This window comes from Lysinibacillus sp. Bpr_S20 (assembly GCF_023337835.1).
Lineage (GTDB): Bacteria > Bacillota > Bacilli > Bacillales_A > Planococcaceae > Lysinibacillus.
Window position 1 is genome coordinate 125,771 of sequence record NZ_JALNLQ010000008.1, and the last position, 20,543, is coordinate 146,313.

General features: G+C 39.3%; 19 protein-coding genes and 2 other annotated features. All 19 genes read left to right on the forward strand.

The features are described from left to right. Positions 1-7: 7 nt before the first annotated feature. Complete coding sequence (gene ispD / locus MWJ95_RS18250) at positions 8-703, forward strand: 2-C-methyl-D-erythritol 4-phosphate cytidylyltransferase (protein ID WP_249106920.1); 696 nt, start codon at positions 8-10, stop codon at positions 701-703. Between the two features lie 389 nt (positions 704-1,092). Beyond that, positions 1,093-1,569, forward strand: a complete 477-nt coding sequence (gene ispF / locus MWJ95_RS18255; RefSeq protein WP_053482833.1) for a 2-C-methyl-D-erythritol 2,4-cyclodiphosphate synthase — start codon at positions 1,093-1,095, stop codon at positions 1,567-1,569. Between the two features lie 91 nt (positions 1,570-1,660). Beyond that, positions 1,661-3,121 carry a glutamate--tRNA ligase gene (gene gltX, locus MWJ95_RS18260; protein WP_249075401.1) on the forward strand — a complete coding sequence of 487 codons (1,461 nt, stop codon included), beginning with the start codon at positions 1,661-1,663 and terminating at the stop codon, positions 3,119-3,121. A 50-nt stretch (positions 3,122-3,171) separates the two neighbouring features. Continuing rightward, positions 3,172-3,390, forward strand: a binding site (T-box leader). A 157-nt stretch (positions 3,391-3,547) separates the two neighbouring features. Further along, positions 3,548-4,198, forward strand: a complete 651-nt coding sequence (epsC, locus tag MWJ95_RS18265; protein ID WP_249075402.1) for a serine O-acetyltransferase EpsC — start codon at positions 3,548-3,550, stop codon at positions 4,196-4,198. Beyond that, the gene (cysS, locus tag MWJ95_RS18270; protein ID WP_249075403.1) at positions 4,195-5,595 is read left to right on the forward strand and encodes a cysteine--tRNA ligase; all 1,401 of its coding nucleotides are present in this window, start codon (positions 4,195-4,197) and stop codon (positions 5,593-5,595) included. Before epsC ends, cysS begins: the two co-directional genes overlap by 4 nt. Positions 5,596-5,600: 5 nt before the next feature. Further along, positions 5,601-6,020, forward strand: a complete 420-nt coding sequence (locus MWJ95_RS18275) for a Mini-ribonuclease 3 (protein ID WP_053482829.1) — start codon at positions 5,601-5,603, stop codon at positions 6,018-6,020. Then, positions 6,020-6,772, forward strand: a complete 753-nt coding sequence (gene rlmB, locus MWJ95_RS18280; RefSeq protein ID WP_249106898.1) for a 23S rRNA (guanosine(2251)-2'-O)-methyltransferase RlmB — start codon at positions 6,020-6,022, stop codon at positions 6,770-6,772. The genes MWJ95_RS18275 and rlmB overlap by 1 nt, the downstream gene beginning before the upstream one ends. A gap of 2 nt (positions 6,773-6,774) precedes the next feature. Further along, complete coding sequence (locus tag MWJ95_RS18285; protein WP_249075405.1) at positions 6,775-7,287, forward strand: NYN domain-containing protein; 513 nt, start codon at positions 6,775-6,777, stop codon at positions 7,285-7,287. A 68-nt stretch (positions 7,288-7,355) separates the two neighbouring features. Beyond that, the gene (gene sigH, locus MWJ95_RS18290) at positions 7,356-8,003 is read left to right on the forward strand and encodes an RNA polymerase sporulation sigma factor SigH (RefSeq protein ID WP_249075406.1); all 648 of its coding nucleotides are present in this window, start codon (positions 7,356-7,358) and stop codon (positions 8,001-8,003) included. 76 nt (positions 8,004-8,079) lie between these two features. Then, on the forward strand, positions 8,080-8,226 hold the full coding sequence (gene rpmG / locus MWJ95_RS18295) for a 50S ribosomal protein L33 (RefSeq protein WP_079562383.1): 147 nt from the start codon (positions 8,080-8,082) through the stop codon (positions 8,224-8,226). A gap of 48 nt (positions 8,227-8,274) precedes the next feature. Next, on the forward strand, positions 8,275-8,460 hold the full coding sequence (secE, locus tag MWJ95_RS18300; protein WP_249075407.1) for a preprotein translocase subunit SecE: 186 nt from the start codon (positions 8,275-8,277) through the stop codon (positions 8,458-8,460). A gap of 417 nt (positions 8,461-8,877) precedes the next feature. After that, a complete protein-coding gene (gene nusG, locus MWJ95_RS18305; protein WP_249075408.1) occupies positions 8,878-9,411 on the forward strand; it encodes a transcription termination/antitermination protein NusG in 534 nt (177 codons plus the stop codon). Between the two features lie 227 nt (positions 9,412-9,638). Then, positions 9,639-10,064: a 50S ribosomal protein L11 gene (rplK, locus tag MWJ95_RS18310; RefSeq protein WP_004233593.1), complete on the forward strand. Its 426-nt coding sequence runs from the start codon at positions 9,639-9,641 to the stop codon at positions 10,062-10,064. Positions 10,065-10,184: 120 nt separating this feature from the next. Next, positions 10,185-10,883, forward strand: a complete 699-nt coding sequence (gene rplA / locus MWJ95_RS18315; protein ID WP_249075409.1) for a 50S ribosomal protein L1 — start codon at positions 10,185-10,187, stop codon at positions 10,881-10,883. 61 nt (positions 10,884-10,944) lie between these two features. Continuing rightward, positions 10,945-11,091, forward strand: a sequence feature (ribosomal protein L10 leader region). Positions 11,092-11,123: 32 nt separating this feature from the next. Continuing rightward, the gene (gene rplJ, locus MWJ95_RS18320; protein WP_249075410.1) at positions 11,124-11,624 is read left to right on the forward strand and encodes a 50S ribosomal protein L10; all 501 of its coding nucleotides are present in this window, start codon (positions 11,124-11,126) and stop codon (positions 11,622-11,624) included. Between the two features lie 72 nt (positions 11,625-11,696). Beyond that, positions 11,697-12,056, forward strand: coding sequence for a 50S ribosomal protein L7/L12 (gene rplL, locus MWJ95_RS18325; RefSeq protein ID WP_132362671.1), 360 nt, complete (start codon positions 11,697-11,699; stop codon positions 12,054-12,056). A gap of 76 nt (positions 12,057-12,132) precedes the next feature. Beyond that, the gene (locus MWJ95_RS18330) at positions 12,133-12,735 is read left to right on the forward strand and encodes a class I SAM-dependent methyltransferase (protein ID WP_249075411.1); all 603 of its coding nucleotides are present in this window, start codon (positions 12,133-12,135) and stop codon (positions 12,733-12,735) included. A 242-nt stretch (positions 12,736-12,977) separates the two neighbouring features. Then, positions 12,978-16,553 (forward strand): DNA-directed RNA polymerase subunit beta, encoded by a 3,576-nt coding sequence (rpoB, locus tag MWJ95_RS18335; RefSeq protein ID WP_249075412.1) that lies wholly within the window; start codon positions 12,978-12,980, stop codon positions 16,551-16,553. A 208-nt stretch (positions 16,554-16,761) separates the two neighbouring features. Beyond that, on the forward strand, positions 16,762-20,448 hold the full coding sequence (rpoC, locus tag MWJ95_RS18340) for a DNA-directed RNA polymerase subunit beta' (RefSeq protein WP_283164778.1): 3,687 nt from the start codon (positions 16,762-16,764) through the stop codon (positions 20,446-20,448). The last annotated feature ends 95 nt before the right edge of the window (positions 20,449-20,543 follow it).

Consider the following 20,543-nt stretch of genomic DNA (forward strand, 5'->3'; position numbering starts at 1 on the left):
GGTAAATGTGCAATATGAAGTAGTATTACCTGCTGCGGGAAGCGGAAAGCGAATGGGTGCAGGACAAAATAAGTTATTTTTAAATCTTTTAGAAAAACCAATTCTCATCCACACACTGGAGGTATTCGAACAGGATAGTCAGTGTACAGGTATTTGGCTTGCGGTAAAGCCAGAAGAGCGTGTATTTATTCAAGAAATGCTTGAGCAGTATGGAATTACTAAAGTTAAAGGTTTACCTGATGGTGGTGCAGAACGACAGCATTCCGTGTATTCATGCATGAAAGAAATGAAGCAGGTTGATATTGTGCTTGTGCATGATGCTGCACGTCCATTTATTACGCATGACATTATTGCGAATCTTGTACAAAGTGCGCATGACTTTGGAGCTGCAATTGCGGGTGTTCGTGCGAAGGATACGATGAAAAAAGTACGAAATGGTGTTATTGAAGAGACAATTGATCGAGAAAGCTTATGGGTGATTCAAACCCCACAAGCATTTCAATTCGATTTGATTGTGGAGGCAGAGGATGTCGCGGAGAAGGTAGGCTTTCTTGGCACAGATGAAGCAATGCTTGTTGAACGTCTCGGTCATGAGGTGCATATTGTAGAAAGTAGCTACGAAAATGTAAAGATGACAACGCAAGAAGATTTAGTTTTTGGTGAAGCGATATTGCGTAAACGTGCTTTGAATGCGAGTAGTTGAAGTGAGACAATAGGTGAATGAAAAGTAAAAAATCCCGTAAAGAAGTAGCGCTATAACTTCTCTACGGGATTTTATTTTAACCTGTAGTGAAAGCGAAGCGTCAGCTATGGAAGTCTCCCACCCCTATAGGTAGGAGATGAGTAGACACGAATACGGCGCCCTCGTAACAACAAATGTGAGGGAAACTAGAAGTCGAATTTTATAAAGCTTTGTCGAGACACTCATTTCCTAGGAAATATGTTAAAATGTGAGGGTATAATATAGAGTAAATATATAAGTGAAGGAAGGTGAATGAGACTGCCTTATAAGCTGAATAGAAGCTTTTTAAGTCTGCTTCAGTTGGTGGATTTTCTTTTTTTATTTATCTTATTTGACAGTCTCAAAATCATATGTTTCGAGTGGGACAAGGGTTTGATGTGCATGCATTTGAAGAAGGACGACCATTAATTATTGGAGGTATCACAATTCCTCATGAAAAAGGGCTAGTAGGGCATTCGGACGCAGATGTTTTATTACACACTGTAACAGATGCAGCGCTAGGGGCTATTGGTGAGGGAGATATCGGTCGTCATTTTCCAGATACAGATCCAGCATTCAAGGATGCAGATTCAGCGAAATTATTAGAGCATATTTGGAAGATTGTTGAGGATAAAGGCTATGTTCTAGGTAATGTGGATTGTACGATTATGGCACAACGTCCAAAAATGGCGCCTTATATTGAACAAATGCAAAATCGTATTGCTGAATTGCTTCATGCAGAGCCTTCTCAGGTGAATGTTAAAGCAACAACAACGGAGCGTTTAGGTTTTACAGGTCGCGAGGAAGGGATTGCTGCGATGGCGACAATCCTATTGATGAAGAAATAAAAGCAAGCTCTCGATGCTTTTATTTCCTGTAACAGAGTGGTAAAATGAACAAAGTCAATTTTTTGATCGAAAATTTAGGAGGCTTTTAATTATGGCGAAAGAAGTTCGTGTTCGTTACGCGCCTTCCCCTACTGGTTTCTTACATATCGGTGGAGCGCGTACAGCGTTATTTAACTATTTATATGCAAAACATCATAACGGTAAATTTATCGTACGTATTGAGGATACAGATATTGAGCGTAATGTAGAGGGCGGAGAAGCATCTCAGCTAGATAACTTAAAATGGTTAGGTATTGAATATGATGAGTCAATCGATATCGGTGGACCATATGCACCTTATCGTCAAATGGAACGTCTTGATATTTATAAAGAGCACGCTGAAAAACTACTAGAGCAAGGTTTAGCTTACAAATGCTTCTGTTCTTCTGAGAAATTAGAAGCGTCTCGTGAAGAACAAAAAGCACGAGGTGTAGCAGCTCCAACTTATGACGGTACTTGTCGTCATTTATCAGCAGAAGAAGTGGCTGCTAAAGAAGCTGCTGGTGAACCATTTACAATTCGTATGCGCGTACCTGAAAATGTAACATATGAATTTGAAGATTTAGTACGTGGACAAGTAGCATTTGAGTCGAAAGATGTTGGCGACTGGGTACTTGTTAAAGCAAACGGTATTCCGACATATAACTATGCGGTAGTGCTAGATGATCACTTTATGGAAATTTCTCATGTATTCCGTGGTGAAGAGCATTTATCGAATACACCAAAACAAATGATGATTTTTGATGCATTCGGCTGGGAATATCCACGCTTTGGTCATATGACATTAATCATTAATGAAAATCGTAAAAAATTATCAAAACGTGATGAATCCATTATTCAATTCGTCACACAATATAAAGATTTAGGTTACTTACCTGAAGCGATGTTCAACTTCTTCGCATTACTTGGTTGGTCTCCTGAAGGGGAAGAAGAGATTTTCTCAAAAGAAGACTTTATTAAAATCTTTGATGAAAAACGTCTTTCAAAATCACCATCTATGTTTGATAAACAAAAGCTTACTTGGATGAATAACCAATATATTAAAAAATTATCTTTAGAAGAAGTAGTGGCATTATCTTTACCACACTTACAAAAAGCTGGTTTATTACCAGAAGAGCTAACAGAAGAAGAACGTGCATGGGCTACAGATTTAATTGCACTTTATCATGATCAAATGAGCTTTGGTGCTGAAATTGTAGAACTATCTCGCCTATTCTTTAACGATCATATTGAATATGATGAAGAAGCAAAAGCAGTTTTAGCTGGTGAGCAGGTACCTGAGGTAATGACTGCATTTAAAGCACAGCTTGAAGGTTTAGAGGAATTGACACCTGATACTGTCAAAGCGGCTATTAAAGCTGTTCAAAAAGAAACAGGTCATAAAGGTAAAAATCTATTTATGCCAATTCGCGTTGTAACGACGGGTGAAACGCATGGCCCAGAACTTCCGAACGCAATTTGCCTAATTGGCAAACAGAAAACAATTGACCGTGTAGAAAAATTTGCGCAATAAGTAGAAATTGATTGACAATTTGATAGTTCGTTGTAAAATGTATTTACATTGAGAAAGCGTTGATAAGGAGAAGTAAGTGGCGCATGCTCTAAAGAGAGGACCATCACCGGCTGAAAGTGGTCTGAGCCTAGGTAAAACTGAAATGCACCTTTGAGCATAAAGCTGAACAAATAGTAGGCTTTGTCGATTCGTTCCCGTTACAGAACGTCCAGAGTGGAAGGTGTTGGCCTTCAATCAGAGTGGAACCGCGCAAATTTAGCGTCTCTGTCATTCCTTTTTGGGGATGATAGGGGCGCTTTTTATTTTCCTGACATATGTCAAATTCTACTCGAATAACTCTGCGGTGAAATCAACGTCCGCAATAGTATTTCAAAGACCGGTACTTGATAGGATCAAGGTAGATCAACATGAAAAGGGGGAGCTTTTGTGTTTAAAAGAATGAAGGAAGATGTAGAAACGATTTTTGAGAATGACCCGGCAGCGCGTAGTGTATTTGAAGTTATATTAACATACTCAGGTTTGCACGCTACTTGGGCACATCGAGTTGCTCATTGGTTCTTTAAGAAACGTTTTTATTTTATAGCCCGTACTATTTCACAAATTAGTCGCTTCTTTACTGGAATTGAAATTCATCCTGGAGCGAAAATCGGTCGACGTTTCTTTATTGACCATGGGATGGGCGTTGTTATTGGTGAAACATGTGAGATTGGTGATAATGTAACGTTGTATCAAGGTGTAACGTTAGGTGGTACAGGGAAAGAAAAGGGAAAACGCCATCCGACATTGGAGGATAATGTACTAGTTGCAACAGGTGCAAAAGTTTTAGGTTCTATTACAATTGGCGAAAATAGTAAAATTGGTGCAGGCTCAGTAGTCTTAAAAGAAGTACCGCCAAATGCAACAGTTGTCGGTATTCCTGGTAAAATAGTGATTAAGGATGGAGTCCGTCTAGAGAAAAAACTAGACCACCAAAATATACCTGACCCTGTAGAAGAACGTTGTCAAGCTTTCGAGAAGCAGATTGCAACATTGAATCAGGAAATCGAACGCTTACAAAAGGAGAGAGAAACACAATGAGTATTCAAATTTTCAACTCATTAACACGACAAAAGGAAACTTTCGTACCGCTGGAGGAAGGCAAAGTAAAAATGTACGTTTGTGGCCCGACAGTTTATAACTATATTCATATTGGGAATTCACGACCTGTAATTGTCTACGATACAGTGCGACGTTATTTTCAATACAAAGGCTACGATGTGAAATTTGTTTCAAATTTCACAGATGTGGACGACAAAATTATAAAGACTGCAAATGAACTAGGAGAAGAAGTTCATGAATTAACGGAACGCTTCATAGCTGCATATTTTGAAGATGTTACAGCGTTAGGCTGCAAGAAAGCGGATGTGCATCCACGCGTGACAGAGCATATGGATGATATCATTCAATTTATTCAAGTTTTAATCGATAAAGGCTATGCTTATGAGTCAGCTGGTGATGTTTATTATCGAACTCGCAAATTCAATGGTTACGGTAAATTGTCTCATCAATCGGTGGATGATTTAAAAATTGGTGCTCGTATAGAAGCGGGCGAGAAAAAAGATGATGCGTTAGATTTTGCTCTATGGAAAGCTGTGAAGCCGGGTGAAATTTACTGGGAAAGTCCTTGGGGAAAAGGGCGCCCAGGTTGGCATATTGAATGCTCTGTAATGGCACGTGAGCATTTAGGTGATACTATTGACATTCATGCGGGTGGGCAAGATTTAACATTCCCGCATCATGAAAATGAAATTGCACAATCAGAAGCTCATAATGATAAAGCATTTGCTCGTTATTGGATGCACAATGGGTATATTAATATTGATAATGAAAAAATGTCCAAATCACTTGGTAATTTTATACTCGTCAATGATATTCGTAAACAAATTGACCCACAAGTTTTACGCTTCTTTATGCTTTCTGTGCATTATCGTCATCCGATTAATTTTGCGAAGGATTTAGTAGATGCAGCAGCAAATGGTTTAGAACGAATTCATACAGCCTATAACAATGTGAAACACCGTTTAACAGCAACTGCGAGCTTAGGTAATCACTCAGAAGAATGGCTTGAAAAAATTGCTGAACAAAAAGCTTATTTTGAAGAAGCAATGGATGATGACTTTAATACAGCCAATGCCATTTCTGTATTATTTGAATTAGCGCGTATCGCAAATATTTATCTAAATGAAACAAATACTGATGAAAAAGTATTAGTAAGCTTTGCTGAAACTTTTGAGGTGCTAGGTGACGTCTTAGGTATTGAATTTGCAAAAGAAGAAGAGCTATTAGACGAAGAAATTGAAGCACTTTTACAGGAGCGTGTAGAAGCACGTAAAAATCGTGATTTTGCTCGTTCGGATGAAATTCGTGACCATTTGCAAGCGCAAGGTATCATTTTAGAAGATACGCGACAAGGAACTAGATGGAAACGAGGGTAAGTAACTTGGATAAACTCCGCAACGAAGATGTTAAGCAATTGAATGCATTAGCGTTGGCCTATATGGGAGACGCAGTTTTAGAACAAAAGATACGAGAGCATTTATTACGTGCTGGCCGTGTCAAACCCAACACACTTCATAGAGAAGCGACACGTTACGTATCAGCGAAAGCACAATCTATGATCGTACATCGAATGATGGATGAAGGATTTTTAACAGAGGAGGAGTTGGCTGTGTTCCGTCGTGGACGCAATGCCAAATCCGGCTCTGTGCCAAAAAATACGGATGTTCAAACATACCGTAATAGCTCAGGCTTTGAAGCTGTGCTTGGTAGTTTATATTTATTAAATGAATTAGAACGCGTTTATGCAATCATTGCATACGCTATTCAAATAATCGAGGAATCGAAAGGAGTGTCAAATTAATGGCAGAGCAAAATGGTGAAATTATTGCCGGTAAAAACCCAGTGTTAGAAGCACTTCGTTCAGGCCGCGATATGAATAAAGTATGGATTGCAGAAGGTGTGAAAAAATCGGGGGTTAATGAACTGCTCGATTTAGCACGAGAACGTGGAGTCATCGTTCAGTTTGTTCCGAAAAAAAAGGTAGATCAATTATCGAGTGCCAATCACCAAGGAATAGTTGCCTCTGTTGCAGCATATAAATATGCAGAGCTAGAGGATTTATTTGCTGCGGCAGCAAAAAAACAAGAAGATCCGTTCTTCTTAATTTTAGATGAGTTGGAGGACCCGCATAATCTAGGTTCTATTATGCGAACTGCTGATGCGATTGGTGCACATGGTATTATTATTCCAAAGCGCCGTTCTGTGAGTTTGACAGCTGTAGTGGCAAAGGCATCAACTGGAGCAATTGAACATGTGCCTGTAGTGCGTGTTAATAACCTAGCACAGACGGTTGATGAGCTGAAAGAACGAGGGGTATGGATTGCGGGTACAGATGCAAAAGGTTCTGCAGACTATCGTAAAATGGATGCCACATTGCCACTTGCGATTATTATTGGTAGTGAAGGTAAAGGAATGGGCCGCTTATTAAAAGAGAAATGTGACTTTTTATATCATTTACCAATGGTTGGACATGTCACATCACTAAATGCATCAGTAGCTGCTGCAATTTTAATGTACGAAGTGTATCGTAAACGTCAAGAAGCGAATGATTGACGATGAACAACATTTTGCTTGTTGACGGTTATAATATGATAGGAGCTTGGAAAGAGCTACGACCATTACGTGATACTAATTTTGAAGATGCCCGTAAAAGATTAATTGAGCTTATGGCTGAGTATAAAGCAGCTATGGGGTGGCGCGTAATTATAGTTTTTGACGCACATCTTGTACCGGGTGTCGAGCAAACTTATTTAGAAAATGATGTTGAAGTCATTTATACACGGAAAAACGAAACAGCAGATGAACGTATTGAAAAAATGACGCACGAACTAAAAGCTAGAAATGTGCAGATTCACGTAGCAACCTCTGATATGGCAGAGCAAAATGTTATTTTTGGTAACGGTGCTCTTCGAAAATCGGCAAGAGAGCTAGAAATTGATCTGGGTATTATCCAGCATAAAATTTCTCATGATGTGAAACGAAAGCAAGATAGCAAGCCGCCTTCTCGCATAGAGCTAAGGCCCGATGTTGCTTTGGCCTTTGAAAAATGGCGGCGTGGTTTGAAATGATTGATTGACGCATATTTTCCAATTCCGTTATACTGTTCCTAATTATCTGTTGTAGCTGAGGTGATACCATGTTTAAAAATAGTATTGTACAAGTGACACAAGATTTTGAACGATTCAATGATGAAGAACTTATTGAAATGGTGCATCAAGGTAATACAGATGCGTTGGATTTTTTAATTACGAAATACCGTTTGTTAGTGAGAGCAAAGGCTAGATCTTATTTTTTAATTGGTGCAGATAAGGAAGACATTGTCCAAGAGGGCATGATTGGTTTGTATAAAGCTATTCGTGATTTTAAGGGAGATAAGCTTGCTTCTTTTCGAGCTTTTGCTGAACTGTGTATTACAAGACAGATTATTACGGCTATTAAAACAGCTACAAGACAGAAGCATATACCACTAAATTCTTATGTTTCTTTGGACAAGCCTATTTTTGATGAAGAGTCAGACCGTACATTAATGGATGTATTAACCGGCGCTATTATGGATGATCCGGAAGAATTAATGATTCATAGAGAAGAGTTTGGCTACTTAGAAGAAAAGATGGGTGAGATTTTAAGTGAATTAGAGCTACAAGTGTTAGCTCTATACTTAGATGGACAGTCTTATCATGAAATTTCTGAGAAATTAAATCGTCATGTGAAGTCTATTGACAATGCATTGCAGCGAGTAAAGCGTAAATTAGAGCGACATTTAGTTCTTGAAGAAATGTCTTAGTGGTTTTATGCCTTTATTGACATTGACAAATATAGGTGTTAGTCTTGAAAAGACAAAGTGCCGAAAAGGTGATAAAATGGCAAAAAAAGTCGTTCTAAATTGCGAAAAATGCGGATCGAGAAATTATACGTTTCCAGCTAAGGAAGATTCAACTGTACGCCTCGAATTAAAGAAATTTTGCTCGCATTGCAATGAACATACAGTGCATAAACAAACGCTATAAAATAATTTGTAAATAGACAGATATGATTGATTCGGAGGTTAGGCTAGAATGGGTAAGATTAAAGGCTTTTTCAGTAATGTAATGTCGGAAATGCGCAAAACAAGCTGGCCAAAAAGTAAAGAACTGACGAAATATACAGTCGTTGTAATTTCAACTGTTGTAATTATGGCTTTATTTTTTGTGTTAGCAGACTTAGGTATTTCATCATTATTCCGCTGGTACTTAGATCTATAATTTAGTAAATAGCATGTTAATACTTCTGAAATAGCCCGTCATTACAATAAACGGGTTTTTTCGTTTGCTTTATCTTCAGTCAGAATGAAGGTAAAGCCTCCGGCGGGTGTCGCGGTTTTTAAAAGGAATGAATTGTCGAGCGTAATTCAATGACACAATTACGCCAAGGAGAAATTGAAGAAACGAACAGCAGTAAAATATTCTCAATGTGATAAATATGCTACTAGGGATAGTATGAGGGTAGCGATAGATGACTATGCTAGATTTGGTATATATCATCAGGCTTTCGCTAGCAATGCGAAAGCTATGTTTTTCTAATGAGCAGTTTGTGAAAAGAGTAAAGGTTGCGTTTAGCATATCGTGATTCGTTTTCACTTTTATTTGTAAGGGAGGGACGGACGAGGAGTCCTAGTAGTTATGGAGAAAAATTGGTATGTTGTTCATACGTATTCAGGGTATGAAAACCGTGTAAAAGCAAACCTAGAGAAACGTGTAGAAACAATGGGTATGCAGGATAAGATTTTCCGTGTTATTGTGCCTGAACACGAAGAAACAGAAATGAAGGATGGGAAAAAGCGTACAATGATGCGTAAAGTTTTCCCTGGTTACGTTTTAGTAGAGCTAATTATGACGGATGATTCATGGTATGTTGTACGTAATACACCAGGTGTAACTGGCTTTATCGGTTCATCTGGTGGCGGTGCGAAGCCGACACCTTTATTACCTGAAGAAGCGGACCGTCTACTACAACAAATGGGTATGACTGACAAAGTTGTCGAAATTGATATTTCTGTTGGAGAAGCAGTAGAAGTATTGGAAGGACCTTTTGCGCACTTCCAAGGACGCGTTGAAGAGATTGACGCTGAAAAAGGTAAGCTAAAAGTTTCTGTCGATATGTTTGGTCGCGAAACAATTATGGAACTAGATTTTGAGCAAGTACAAAAATTATAGTTCTAGTAACTAAAGTGTCATATGTCTAAGACGTATGTCGCAGAATTTGTTAATTACTACTTGCTTAAAAAAATTAAAAGTGGTATCATTTCAAAGGTCAGACTGTCATACTTTGGTTTGACGTCTGCTATGATAATTTTAATGTTATCGGCACTTAGCTGACAGACAGATATTGAGTGGGAGGGGCAACCCAATTACCACATCACGGACTTAAGGAGGTGTGTCTCGTGGCTAAAAAAGTTATTAAAGTTGTTAAACTTCAAATCCCTGCAGGTAAAGCAAACCCAGCTCCACCAGTTGGTCCTGCATTAGGTCAAGCAGGTGTGAACATCATGGGATTCTGTAAAGAATTCAACGCTCGTACTGCAGACCAAGCTGGTCTTATTATTCCAGTTGAAATTTCAGTATTTGAGGACCGTTCATTCACTTTCATTACAAAAACTCCGCCGGCAGCAGTTCTACTTAAAGTAGCAGCTGGTATCCAATCTGGATCTGGTGAACCAAATCGTAAAAAAGTGGCAACGGTTAAACGTGATAAAGTTCGCGAAATCGCTGAAACTAAAATGCCAGACCTTAACGCTGCTTCAGTAGAAGCTGCAATGTTAATGGTTGAAGGTACTGCACGAAGCATGGGTATTGTTATCGAAGACTAATCCCAGTTACTTGATGATGTATTTGTTTTTTGGAAGGTTGCGGAGTTTCTTTGTGAACGCGCAACCTTTATTCGTGGGAGGTAAAATCCGCTATAACCACAATCAAGGAGGAATTATATAATGGCTAAAAAAGGTAAAAAACTGCAAGATGCAGCAAAATTAATCGACCGTAACGCAGTATACGGTGCGCAAGAAGCAATCGAACTTGCTCAAAAAACTAGCACAGTGAACTTCGACGCTACTGTAGAAGTTGCTTTCCGTTTAGGAATCGATACTCGTAAAAATGACCAACAAATCCGTGGTGCAGTAGTGCTACCAAACGGTACTGGTAAAACTCAACGCGTATTAGTATTCGCTAAAGGTGAAAAACTTAAAGAAGCTGAAGCAGCTGGTGCTGACTATGTAGGCGATGCAGAATACATCCAAAAAATCCAACAAGGTTGGTTCGATTTCGATGTAATCGTTGCAACTCCTGACATGATGGGTGAAGTTGGTAAACTTGGTCGTGTATTAGGACCTAAAGGTTTAATGCCAAACCCTAAAACTGGTACAGTTACTTTCGATGTAACAAAAGCTATCGGTGAAATCAAAGCTGGTAAAGTAGAATACCGTGCTGATAAAGCTGGTATCATCCACGCTCCTATCGGGAAAGCTTCATTCTCTACAGAAAAATTAGTAGAAAACTTCTTAGCTGTATTTGATGTAGTGCAAAAAGCAAAACCTGCTGCAGCTAAAGGTACTTACATGAAATCTGTAAACGTTACAACTACAATGGGTCCAGCTATTAAAGTTGATGCTTCAAGCGTAGTAGTAAAATAATTAACGTTTTTATATAAATCTGTTGACGGCGTCGTCTATCTATGATAAGATGATTGCTGTTGTGAATCATCCATTTGTACCGTAGACAGTAGGAGTGACTTGTCACTTAATGATCCTACCGAGGACATCGGAATTCGGATTCTTATTTAAAGATGATGACTTTCAGCCTCTGTGTCTATTTTGACCCAGGGGCTTTTCTTTTGTCGGTATAAATGACCCATTCTAATAGGAGGTGTCATCATGAGCAAAGCAATCGAAAACAAACAAGTACAAGTTCAAGAGATTACTGAGAAATTCCAAAACGCTGCTTCTGTAGTAGTTGTGGATTACCGTGGTCTTAACGTTGCACAAGTAACTGAGCTTCGTAAACAACTTCGTGAAGCTGGTGTTGAGTTCAAAGTTTACAAAAACACTTTAACACGTCGTGCTACTGAAGCTGTTGGCCTTGAAGGAATCAACGATGTATTAGTTGGTCCTAACGCAATTGCGTTCTCAAATGAAGATGTTGTAGCTCCTGCTAAAATCATCAACGAGTTCGCTAAGAAAAATGAAGCTTTAGAAATTAAAGCAGGTATTATTGAAGGTACAATCTCTTCTGTTGAAGATGTTAAAGCACTTGCAGAACTTCCATCACGCGAAGGTCTTCTATCTATGCTTTTATCTGTACTTCAAGCTCCAGTGCGCAACTTCGCACTTGCAACAAAAGCTGTTGCAGACCAAAAAGAAGAACAAGGCGCGTAATTTCGTACGCACTTTAACTTCCGCGGCATGACCGCAACAATAAAAACATTATCCAATTAGGAGGAAATTATAATGAATAAAGAGCAAATCTTAGAAGCTATCAAAGCTATGACAGTTCTTGAATTAAACGATTTAGTAAAAGCTATCGAAGAAGAATTCGGTGTAACAGCTGCTGCTCCTGTAGCAGTAGTAGGTGCTGCTGCTGGCGCTGCTGAAGAAAAAACTGAGTTTGACGTAGTATTAGCATCTGCTGGTGCTGAAAAAATCAAAGTAATCAAAGTGGTTCGTGAAATCACTGGTTTAGGTCTTAAAGAAGCTAAAGAAGTTGTAGATAACGCTCCTAAAGCTCTTAAAGAAGGCGTTTCTAAAGATGAAGCTGAACAAATCAAAGCTAAACTTGAAGAAGTTGGCGCATCTGTAGAAGTTAAGTAATCTCGCATTACTTTTAAACAAAAGGAAAGCTCGTCATTGTGGCGAGCTTTTTTCTTCATTCTGAGGAGGCGTGGAAATGTCAGATCACTATTATACGAATAAGCCTCAAACTGAGAGCAAACCTCGTCACTGGACATTCAAGTTGTTAGGGCATACGTTTTCCTTTGAAACGGATGCAGGTGTATTTAGTAAAAGCGAAGTAGATTTTGGATCCCGTGTTTTAATAGATGCTTTTCAAATGCCTGATATTGATGGTGCGATTTTTGATGTGGGGTGTGGGTACGGACCGATCGGATTATCGATTGCTAAAACAAACCCAGACCGTACCGTTTTTATGATGGATATCAATGAACGTGCTGTTGCACTCTCACAAAAAAATGCGCAAGTAAACGGAGTTCAAAATGTACGGATATTTGTGAGTGACGGACTATCGAAGGTTGGCAATGATGTAAACGCCGCAGCTATTTTAACCAATCCTCCAATTCGCGCAGGAAAGGAAACAATTTTCCGCTTTTACGACGGAGCTTATGATAAGTTAGTGTCATCTGGTGAGCTGTGGGTAGTCATACAGAAGAAGCAAGGTGCACCATCAACGGTAAGTTACCTAGAAGAAAAATTTTCTGAAGTCGATGTTGTGGAGAAGAAAAAAGGGTACTGGATAGTACGTGCGAAAAAATAAGTGAAATATGCATAATTTATTGACTTGACAAATCGGCTATGATAATATGATACAATGCAAAAATATTATTTTGAGGTCGTATGCCCTTTTTGTATATGATTGTTATAATGTGGGTATACTTGCCAAGATAAGTTTAGTTAACCGAAAATGAGATCTTTTTGAAGACTCGTTTTCTTTTTGTCTTTCGAAATCATACACTATTTGTATGATTTTGCAAAGACCTAATATCGCTTTATTGAGGGGTGAATGAGTTGACAGGTCAACTAGTTCAGTATGGACAACACCGCCAGCGTAGAAGCTTTGCGCGTATTAACGAGGTGCTTGAGCTTCCAAATCTGATTGAGATTCAAACGGCGTCTTACGAGTGGTTCCTTGAAGAAGGTTTACGTGAAATGTTCCGTGACATTTCGCCGATCGAGGACTTTACAGGTAATCTTTCATTAGAATTCATCGATTATTCATTAGGAGATCCTAAGTATGATGTAGATGAATGTAAAGAGCGAGATGTTACTTACGCGGCTCCATTACGTGTGAAAGTACGTCTTTACAACAAAGAAACAGACGAAGTGAAGGAACAGGATGTCTTCATGGGTGACTTCCCATTAATGACAGAGACAGGTACGTTCATTATCAATGGTGCTGAACGTGTTATCGTTTCACAATTAGTCCGTTCACCAAGTGTGTATTTCCATGATAAAACTGATAAAAACGGTAAGAAAGGTTTCGGAGCGACAGTTATTCCTAACCGTGGTGCATGGTTAGAGTATGAAACTGATGCAAAAGATGTAGTATATGTGCGTATTGACCGTACTCGTAAGCTACCAGTAACAGTGTTACTTCGTGCATTAGGCTTCGGTTCAGACCAAGAAATTATCGATATTATCGGTGACAACGAATATTTACGTAATACGTTAGAAAAAGATAACTCTGAAAGTACTGAAAAAGCACTTTTAGAAATCTATGAACGTTTACGTCCAGGTGAGCCACCAACAGTTGAAAGTGCGAAGAGTTTATTATACTCTCGTTTCTTCGATGCAAAACGCTATGATTTAGCGAATGTTGGTCGCTACAAAATGAATAAAAAGCTTCATATCAAAAATCGTTTATTTAACCAAACGATTGCTGAAACGCTTGTAGACCCAGAAACAGGCGAAATTTTAGTAGAGAAGGGTACAGTTCTTGACCGCCGTACTTTAGATAAAATCTTACCGTATCTAGAAGATTCATCAAAAGGAATCGGTTACCGCACTTTATCACAAGTAGGTGGAGTGCTTGAGGATGATGTAACAATCCAATCTATTAAAATTTATGCACCAAAAGATGAAGCGCAAAAAGAAATCAATATTATTGGTAATGCGTACATCGATGAAGAAGTGAAGAATATTACGCCTGCTGACGTATTATCTTCAGTAAGTTATTTCTTCAACTTGCTTTACCAAGTAGGGGCAACGGATGATATCGACCACTTAGGTAACCGTCGTCTACGCTCTGTTGGTGAGCTTTTACAAAATCAATTCCGTATCGGTTTATCCCGTATGGAACGTGTAGTACGTGAGCGTATGTCTATTAACGATACAGCTGCTATCGTACCTCAGCAATTAATTAATATCCGTCCAGTAATTGCGTCAATTAAAGAGTTCTTTGGTAGTTCTCAATTATCACAATTCATGGACCAAACAAACCCATTGGCAGAGTTAACGCATAAGCGTCGTCTATCTGCGTTAGGACCTGGTGGTTTAACACGTGAGCGTGCTGGTTTCGAAGTACGTGACGTTCACTATTCTCACTATGGTCGTATGTGTCCAATCGAGACACCAGAGGGTCCAAACATTGGGTTAATCAACTCATTATCTTCATTTGCCAAAGTAAATAAATTCGGATTCATTGAAACACCTTATCGTCGTATTGACCATGAGACAGGTAAAGTAACGGATCAAATTGATTACTTAACAGCTGATGAAGAAGATAACTACTATGTAGCACAAGCGAACTCACTATTAAATCCTGATGGCACATTCGCTAAAGACGAAGTAGTAGGTCGTTTCCGTGGGGATAATACAGTATTTAATAAATCGCAAATGGACTACATGGATGTATCTCCTAAACAAGTAGTGTCAGCTGCGACTGCATGTATCCCGTTCTTAGAAAACGATGACTCGAACCGTGCACTTATGGGTGCCAACATGCAACGTCAAGCAGTTCCTCTTCTTAACCCAGAAGCACCATTTGTTGGTACTGGTATGGAACATGTTGATGCGCGTGACTCAGGTGCGGCTGTAGTAGCGAAATATGACGGTATTGTTGAGCATGTTGAAGCTCGCTCTATCCATGTTCGCCGTATTGAAGTCGTTGACGGTAAAGAGGTTAAAGGCGATTTAACAAAATATAAATTACAAAAATTCATTCGTTCTAACCAAGGTACTTCATACAACCAACGTCCACTTGTAAAAGTTGGCGAACGTGTGAAACCTCGTGACATTTTAGCAGACGGTCCATCTATGGAAAATGGTGAACTTGCTCTTGGTCGTAACGTACTTGTTGCGTTCATGACTTGGAACGGCTTTAACTATGAGGATGCTGTTATCATGAGCGAACGCCTTGTAAAAGACGATGTCTATACATCTGTTCATATTGAAGAATATGAATCAGAGTCTCGTGATACAAAATTAGGACCTGAAGAAATCACTCGTGATATTCCAAACGTCGGGGAAGATGCACTTCGTAACTTAGATGAACGTGGTATCATTCGTGTTGGTGCGGAAGTACGTGACGGTGACATTCTTGTAGGTAAAGTAACACCTAAAGGGGTTACAGAATTAACAGCTGAAGAACGCTTATTACATGCTATCTTCGGTGAAAAAGCTCGTGAAGTTCGTGATACTTCATTACGTGTACCACATGGTGCTGGCGGTATTATTCTTGACGTAAAAGTATTTAACCGTGAAGATGGCGATGAATTACCACCGGGTGTTAACCAATTAGTTCGTGCTTACATTGTTCAAAAACGTAAAATTCGCGTAGGGGACAAAATGGCCGGACGTCATGGTAACAAAGGGGTTATCTCTCGTATCTTACCGGAAGAGGATATGCCATTCATGCCAGACGGTACTCCTGTTGATATCATGTTAAACCCACTTGGTGTACCTTCTCGTATGAACATCGGACAAGTTTTAGAGCTACACTTAGGTATGGCTTCTCGTTACTTAGGCGTTCATATGGCAACTCCAGTATTTGATGGTGCCAACGAGGAAGATGTTTGGGAAACGATGGAAGAGGCAGGTATGAACCGTGATGGTAAAACAATCCTGTATGATGGACGTTCAGGTGAACCATTTGATAACCGTGTATCAGTAGGTGTCATGTATATGATCAAACTTGCTCACATGGTTGATGATAAACTTCACGCACGTTCAACTGGTCCTTACTCACTTGTAACTCAACAGCCACTTGGTGGTAAAGCACAGTTCGGTGGACAACGTTTTGGTGAGATGGAGGTATGGGCACTTGAAGCATACGGTGCTGCATACACACTTCAAGAAATCTTAACAGTTAAATCCGACGACGTTGTTGGTCGTGTGAAAACATACGAAGCAATCGTTAAAGGTGAAAGTGTGCCAGAGCCAGGCGTTCCTGAATCATTCAAAGTATTGATTAAAGAACTTCAATCTCTTGGTATGGATGTGAAGATGCTAACAGTCAATGATGAAGAGGTAGAGCTTCGCGACTTAGACGAGGAAGACGATCTTCAACCAGCTGATGCACTTAACATTGCACCACAGCAAGATACAGAAGAAGAGCCAGTAGAGTCTTTTGAATAATGGAAAACGTTAATTCACATTCTTTGTGAACACGGTCAAAGTTATTTTTCAAATTAGTCGGGCAGGATTTAACGCCCTGTCCGACTTTTTCTTTCAATAAATCATTCTATTTTTAATCTTTTGCTAAAGAGCAATGATTCTTGCAAACGATTATCGAGCTGCGTAAAAGAGTCTTTATAAAGACCTATACTAGAGGGAGGTAGGCTCCTTGATAGACGTTAATGAATTTGAATATATGAAAATTGGTTTAGCTTCTCCTGACAAGATCCGTTCTTGGTCATACGGTGAAGTTAAAAAACCTGAAACGATTAACTATCGTACTTTAAAACCAGAAAAAGATGGTTTATTCTGTGAGCGTATTTTCGGTCCAACTAAGGACTGGGAGTGTCATTGTGGTAAATACAAACGTGTACGCTATAAAGGCGTAGTTTGTGATCGTTGTGGAGTAGAAGTAACACGCGCTAAAGTTCGCCGTGAACGTATGGGCCACATCGAATTAGCGGCACCAGTATCTCATATCTGGTACTTCAAAGGTATTCCTAGCCGTATGGGTCTTATTTTAGATATGTCCCCACGTGCATTAGAAGAAGTAATTTACTTTGCTTCATACGTTGTAATCGAACCAGGTGCTACAAACTTAGAAAGTAAACAACTACTTTCTGAAAAAGAGTACCGCGCATATCGCGAAAAATTCGGTAACACATTCGAAGCATCTATGGGTGCAGAAGCAATTAAAAAATTATTAGGCAAAATTGATCTTGAAGATGAAACTCAATCTTTAAAAGAAGAGTTGAAATCAGCGCAAGGTCAACGTCGTACACGTGCCATTAAACGTCTTGAAGTTGTTGAATCATTCCGTAACTCAGGGAACTCTCCTGAATGGATGATTTTAGATGTACTACCGGTTATTCCACCAGAGCTTCGTCCGATGGTGCAATTAGATGGTGGCCGTTTCGCAACTTCTGACTTAAACGATTTATATCGCCGTGTCATCAACCGTAATAACCGTTTAAAACGTTTACTAGACCTTGGTGCTCCAAGTATCATCGTACAAAACGAAAAACGTATGTTACAAGAAGCTGTTGATGCATTAATCGATAACGGTCGTCGTGGTCGTCCTGTAACAGGTCCTGGTAACCGTCCATTAAAATCACTTTCACATATGCTGAAAGGTAAACAAGGTCGTTTCCGCCAAAACTTACTTGGTAAACGTGTTGACTACTCTGGTCGTTCGGTTATCGTAGTAGGTCCAAACTTAAAAATGTACCAATGTGGTCTACCAAAAGAAATGGCAATTGAATTATTCAAGCCTTTCGTGATGAAAGAGTTAGTAGAACGTGGTCTTGCACATAATATTAAATCTGCTAAACGTAAAATCGAGCGTTTAAACAACGATGTATGGGACGTTTTAGAAGATGTAATTCGTGAGCATCCAGTATTACTAAACCGTGCACCAACGCTTCACCGTCTTGGTATTCAAGCGTTTGAACCAACATTAGTTGAAGGTCGTGCTATTCGTCTTCACCCATTAGTATGTACAGCTTACAACGCTGACTTCGATGGTGACCAAATGGCGGTTCACGTACCATTATCAGCGGAAGCGCAAGCAGAGGCTCGTCTTCTAATGCTTGCTGCACAAAACATCCTGAACCCGAAAGACGGTAAACCGGTTGTAACACCATCTCAAGATATGGTATTAGGGAACTACTACTTAACACTTGAACGTGAAGCAGCTCGCGGTGAAGGAACAGCTTTCTATGGTCCAAACGAAGTATTAATTGCATATGATACAGGTCATGTTCATTTGCATACTCGTATTGCGATTAAAGCAAGTTCGTTAAATAACCCAACATTTACTGAGGAACAAAATAATATGTTCCTATTAACGACTGTTGGTAAAGTAATCTTTAACGAAATTTTACCTAAATCATTCCCATATATTAATGAGCCAACTGCATTCAACTTAGAACAAGAAACACCTGACAAATACTTTGTTAACTTAACAATTGATGAAGAAACGTTAAAAGAGCTTGAAGCAGATGCTACTTATAATGGTCTTGATGAAAAAGGTAAAGTTGAAGCACAACGCACAGCTGTACTGCGCAAACACTTTGCATCAGTTCCAGTTGTAAATCCATTCCGTAAAAAATTCTTAGGTAATATCATTGCTGAAGTATTTAAACGTTTCCACATTACTGAAACATCTAAAATGCTTGACCGTATGAAGAACCTAGGATTCAAATATTCAACACGCGCTGGTATCACTGTAGGTGTATCTGACATCGTCGTATTACCAGACAAAGGTGAAATTTTAGCGGAAGCTCAAGAAAAAGTAGATAAAGTTCAAGCGCAATTCCGTCGTGGTTTCATCACTGAAGATGAGCGTTATGATCGCGTTATCTCAAGCTGGAGTGCTGCGAAAGATGAAATTCAATCTAAGCTAATGAAGTCTCTTGAGAAAACAAACCCAATCTTTATGATGTCTGACTCAGGTGCCCGTGGTAACGCATCTAACTTTACACAGTTAGCTGGTATGCGTGGTCTGATGGCCAACCCGGCTGGTCGTATCATTGAACTTCCAATTAAATCTTCATTCCGTGAAGGTTTAACGGTATTAGAGTACTTCATCTCAACTCACGGTGCTCGTAAAGGTCTTGCCGATACAGCCCTAAAAACTGCCGATTCAGGTTACTTAACACGTCGTCTTGTTGACGTTGCACAAGATGTAATTGTTCGTGAGGATGACTGTGGAACTGACCGAGGTTTAACAATCGGTGCGTTAATGGAAGGCACAGAGTTAATTGAAGCGTTAGATGAACGTATTATCGGTCGTCATACGAAGAAAACAATCGTGCATCCAGAAACAGGTGAAGTGATCTTAGAAAAAGATGGCTTAATCGATCAAGATATCGCTCGTACAGTTATTGAGGTTGGTATCGAGGAAGTAACAATCCGTTCAGCATTCACATGTAATACAAAACATGGTGTATGTAAAAAATGTTACGGCATGAACTTGGCAACAGGTGAAAAGGTTGAAGTTGGGGAAGCAGTGGGTATCATTGCGGCTCAATCAATCGGTGAACCAGGTACACAGTTAACAATGCGTACATTCCATACTGGTGGGGTTGCCGGTGACGATATTACACAAGGTCTTCCACGTATCCAAGAGATCTTCGAAGCACGTAATCCAAAAGGTCAATCTGTTATTTCAGAAATTACTGGTACTGTTTCGGATATCACTGAAATCCGTGAAGGTCTAAAAGAAATTACAATTCAAGGTGACGTAGAAACTCGTAAATATCAAGCACCTTATAATGCACGTCTAAAAGTTGTCGAAGGTGACACAGTAGAACGTGGTCAAGTTTTAACAGAGGGTTCTATCGATCCAAAACAATTATTAAAAGTAAAAGACGTTTCAACAGTTCAAGAATATTTACTAAAAGAAGTACAAAAAGTATACCGTATGCAAGGGGTAGAAATTGGAGACAAACATATCGAGGTAATGGTTCGCCAAATGCTTCGTAAAGTTCGTGTAATCGAAGCTGGTGACACTGAATTATTACCAGGTTCATTACTAGATATTCACCAATTCACAGAGGCAAACGTAGACGCTGTTATGAATGGCAAAAACCCTGCAACTTGCCGCCCTGTAATTCTAGGTATTACAAAAGCTTCTCTTGAAACAGAATCATTCTTATCCGCTGCATCATTCCAAGAAACAACTCGTGTGTTAACGGATGCTGCTATTAAAGGAAAACGTGATGAACTTCTTGGTCTGAAGGAAAACGTAATTATCGGTAAACTTGTTCCTGCAGGTACTGGTATGCAACGTTACCGTCAAATCCGTATTGAAAAAGATGAGCTTGACACAGAAGACTTAGTTTCTGCTGAATAATCATTAAAATAAGTACCGAAGAGGTGTGTTTTTAGCATCTCTTCGGGCTTTTTAAAGATATTAGTTGACAGTTGAAATTGGTAATGATAATATAT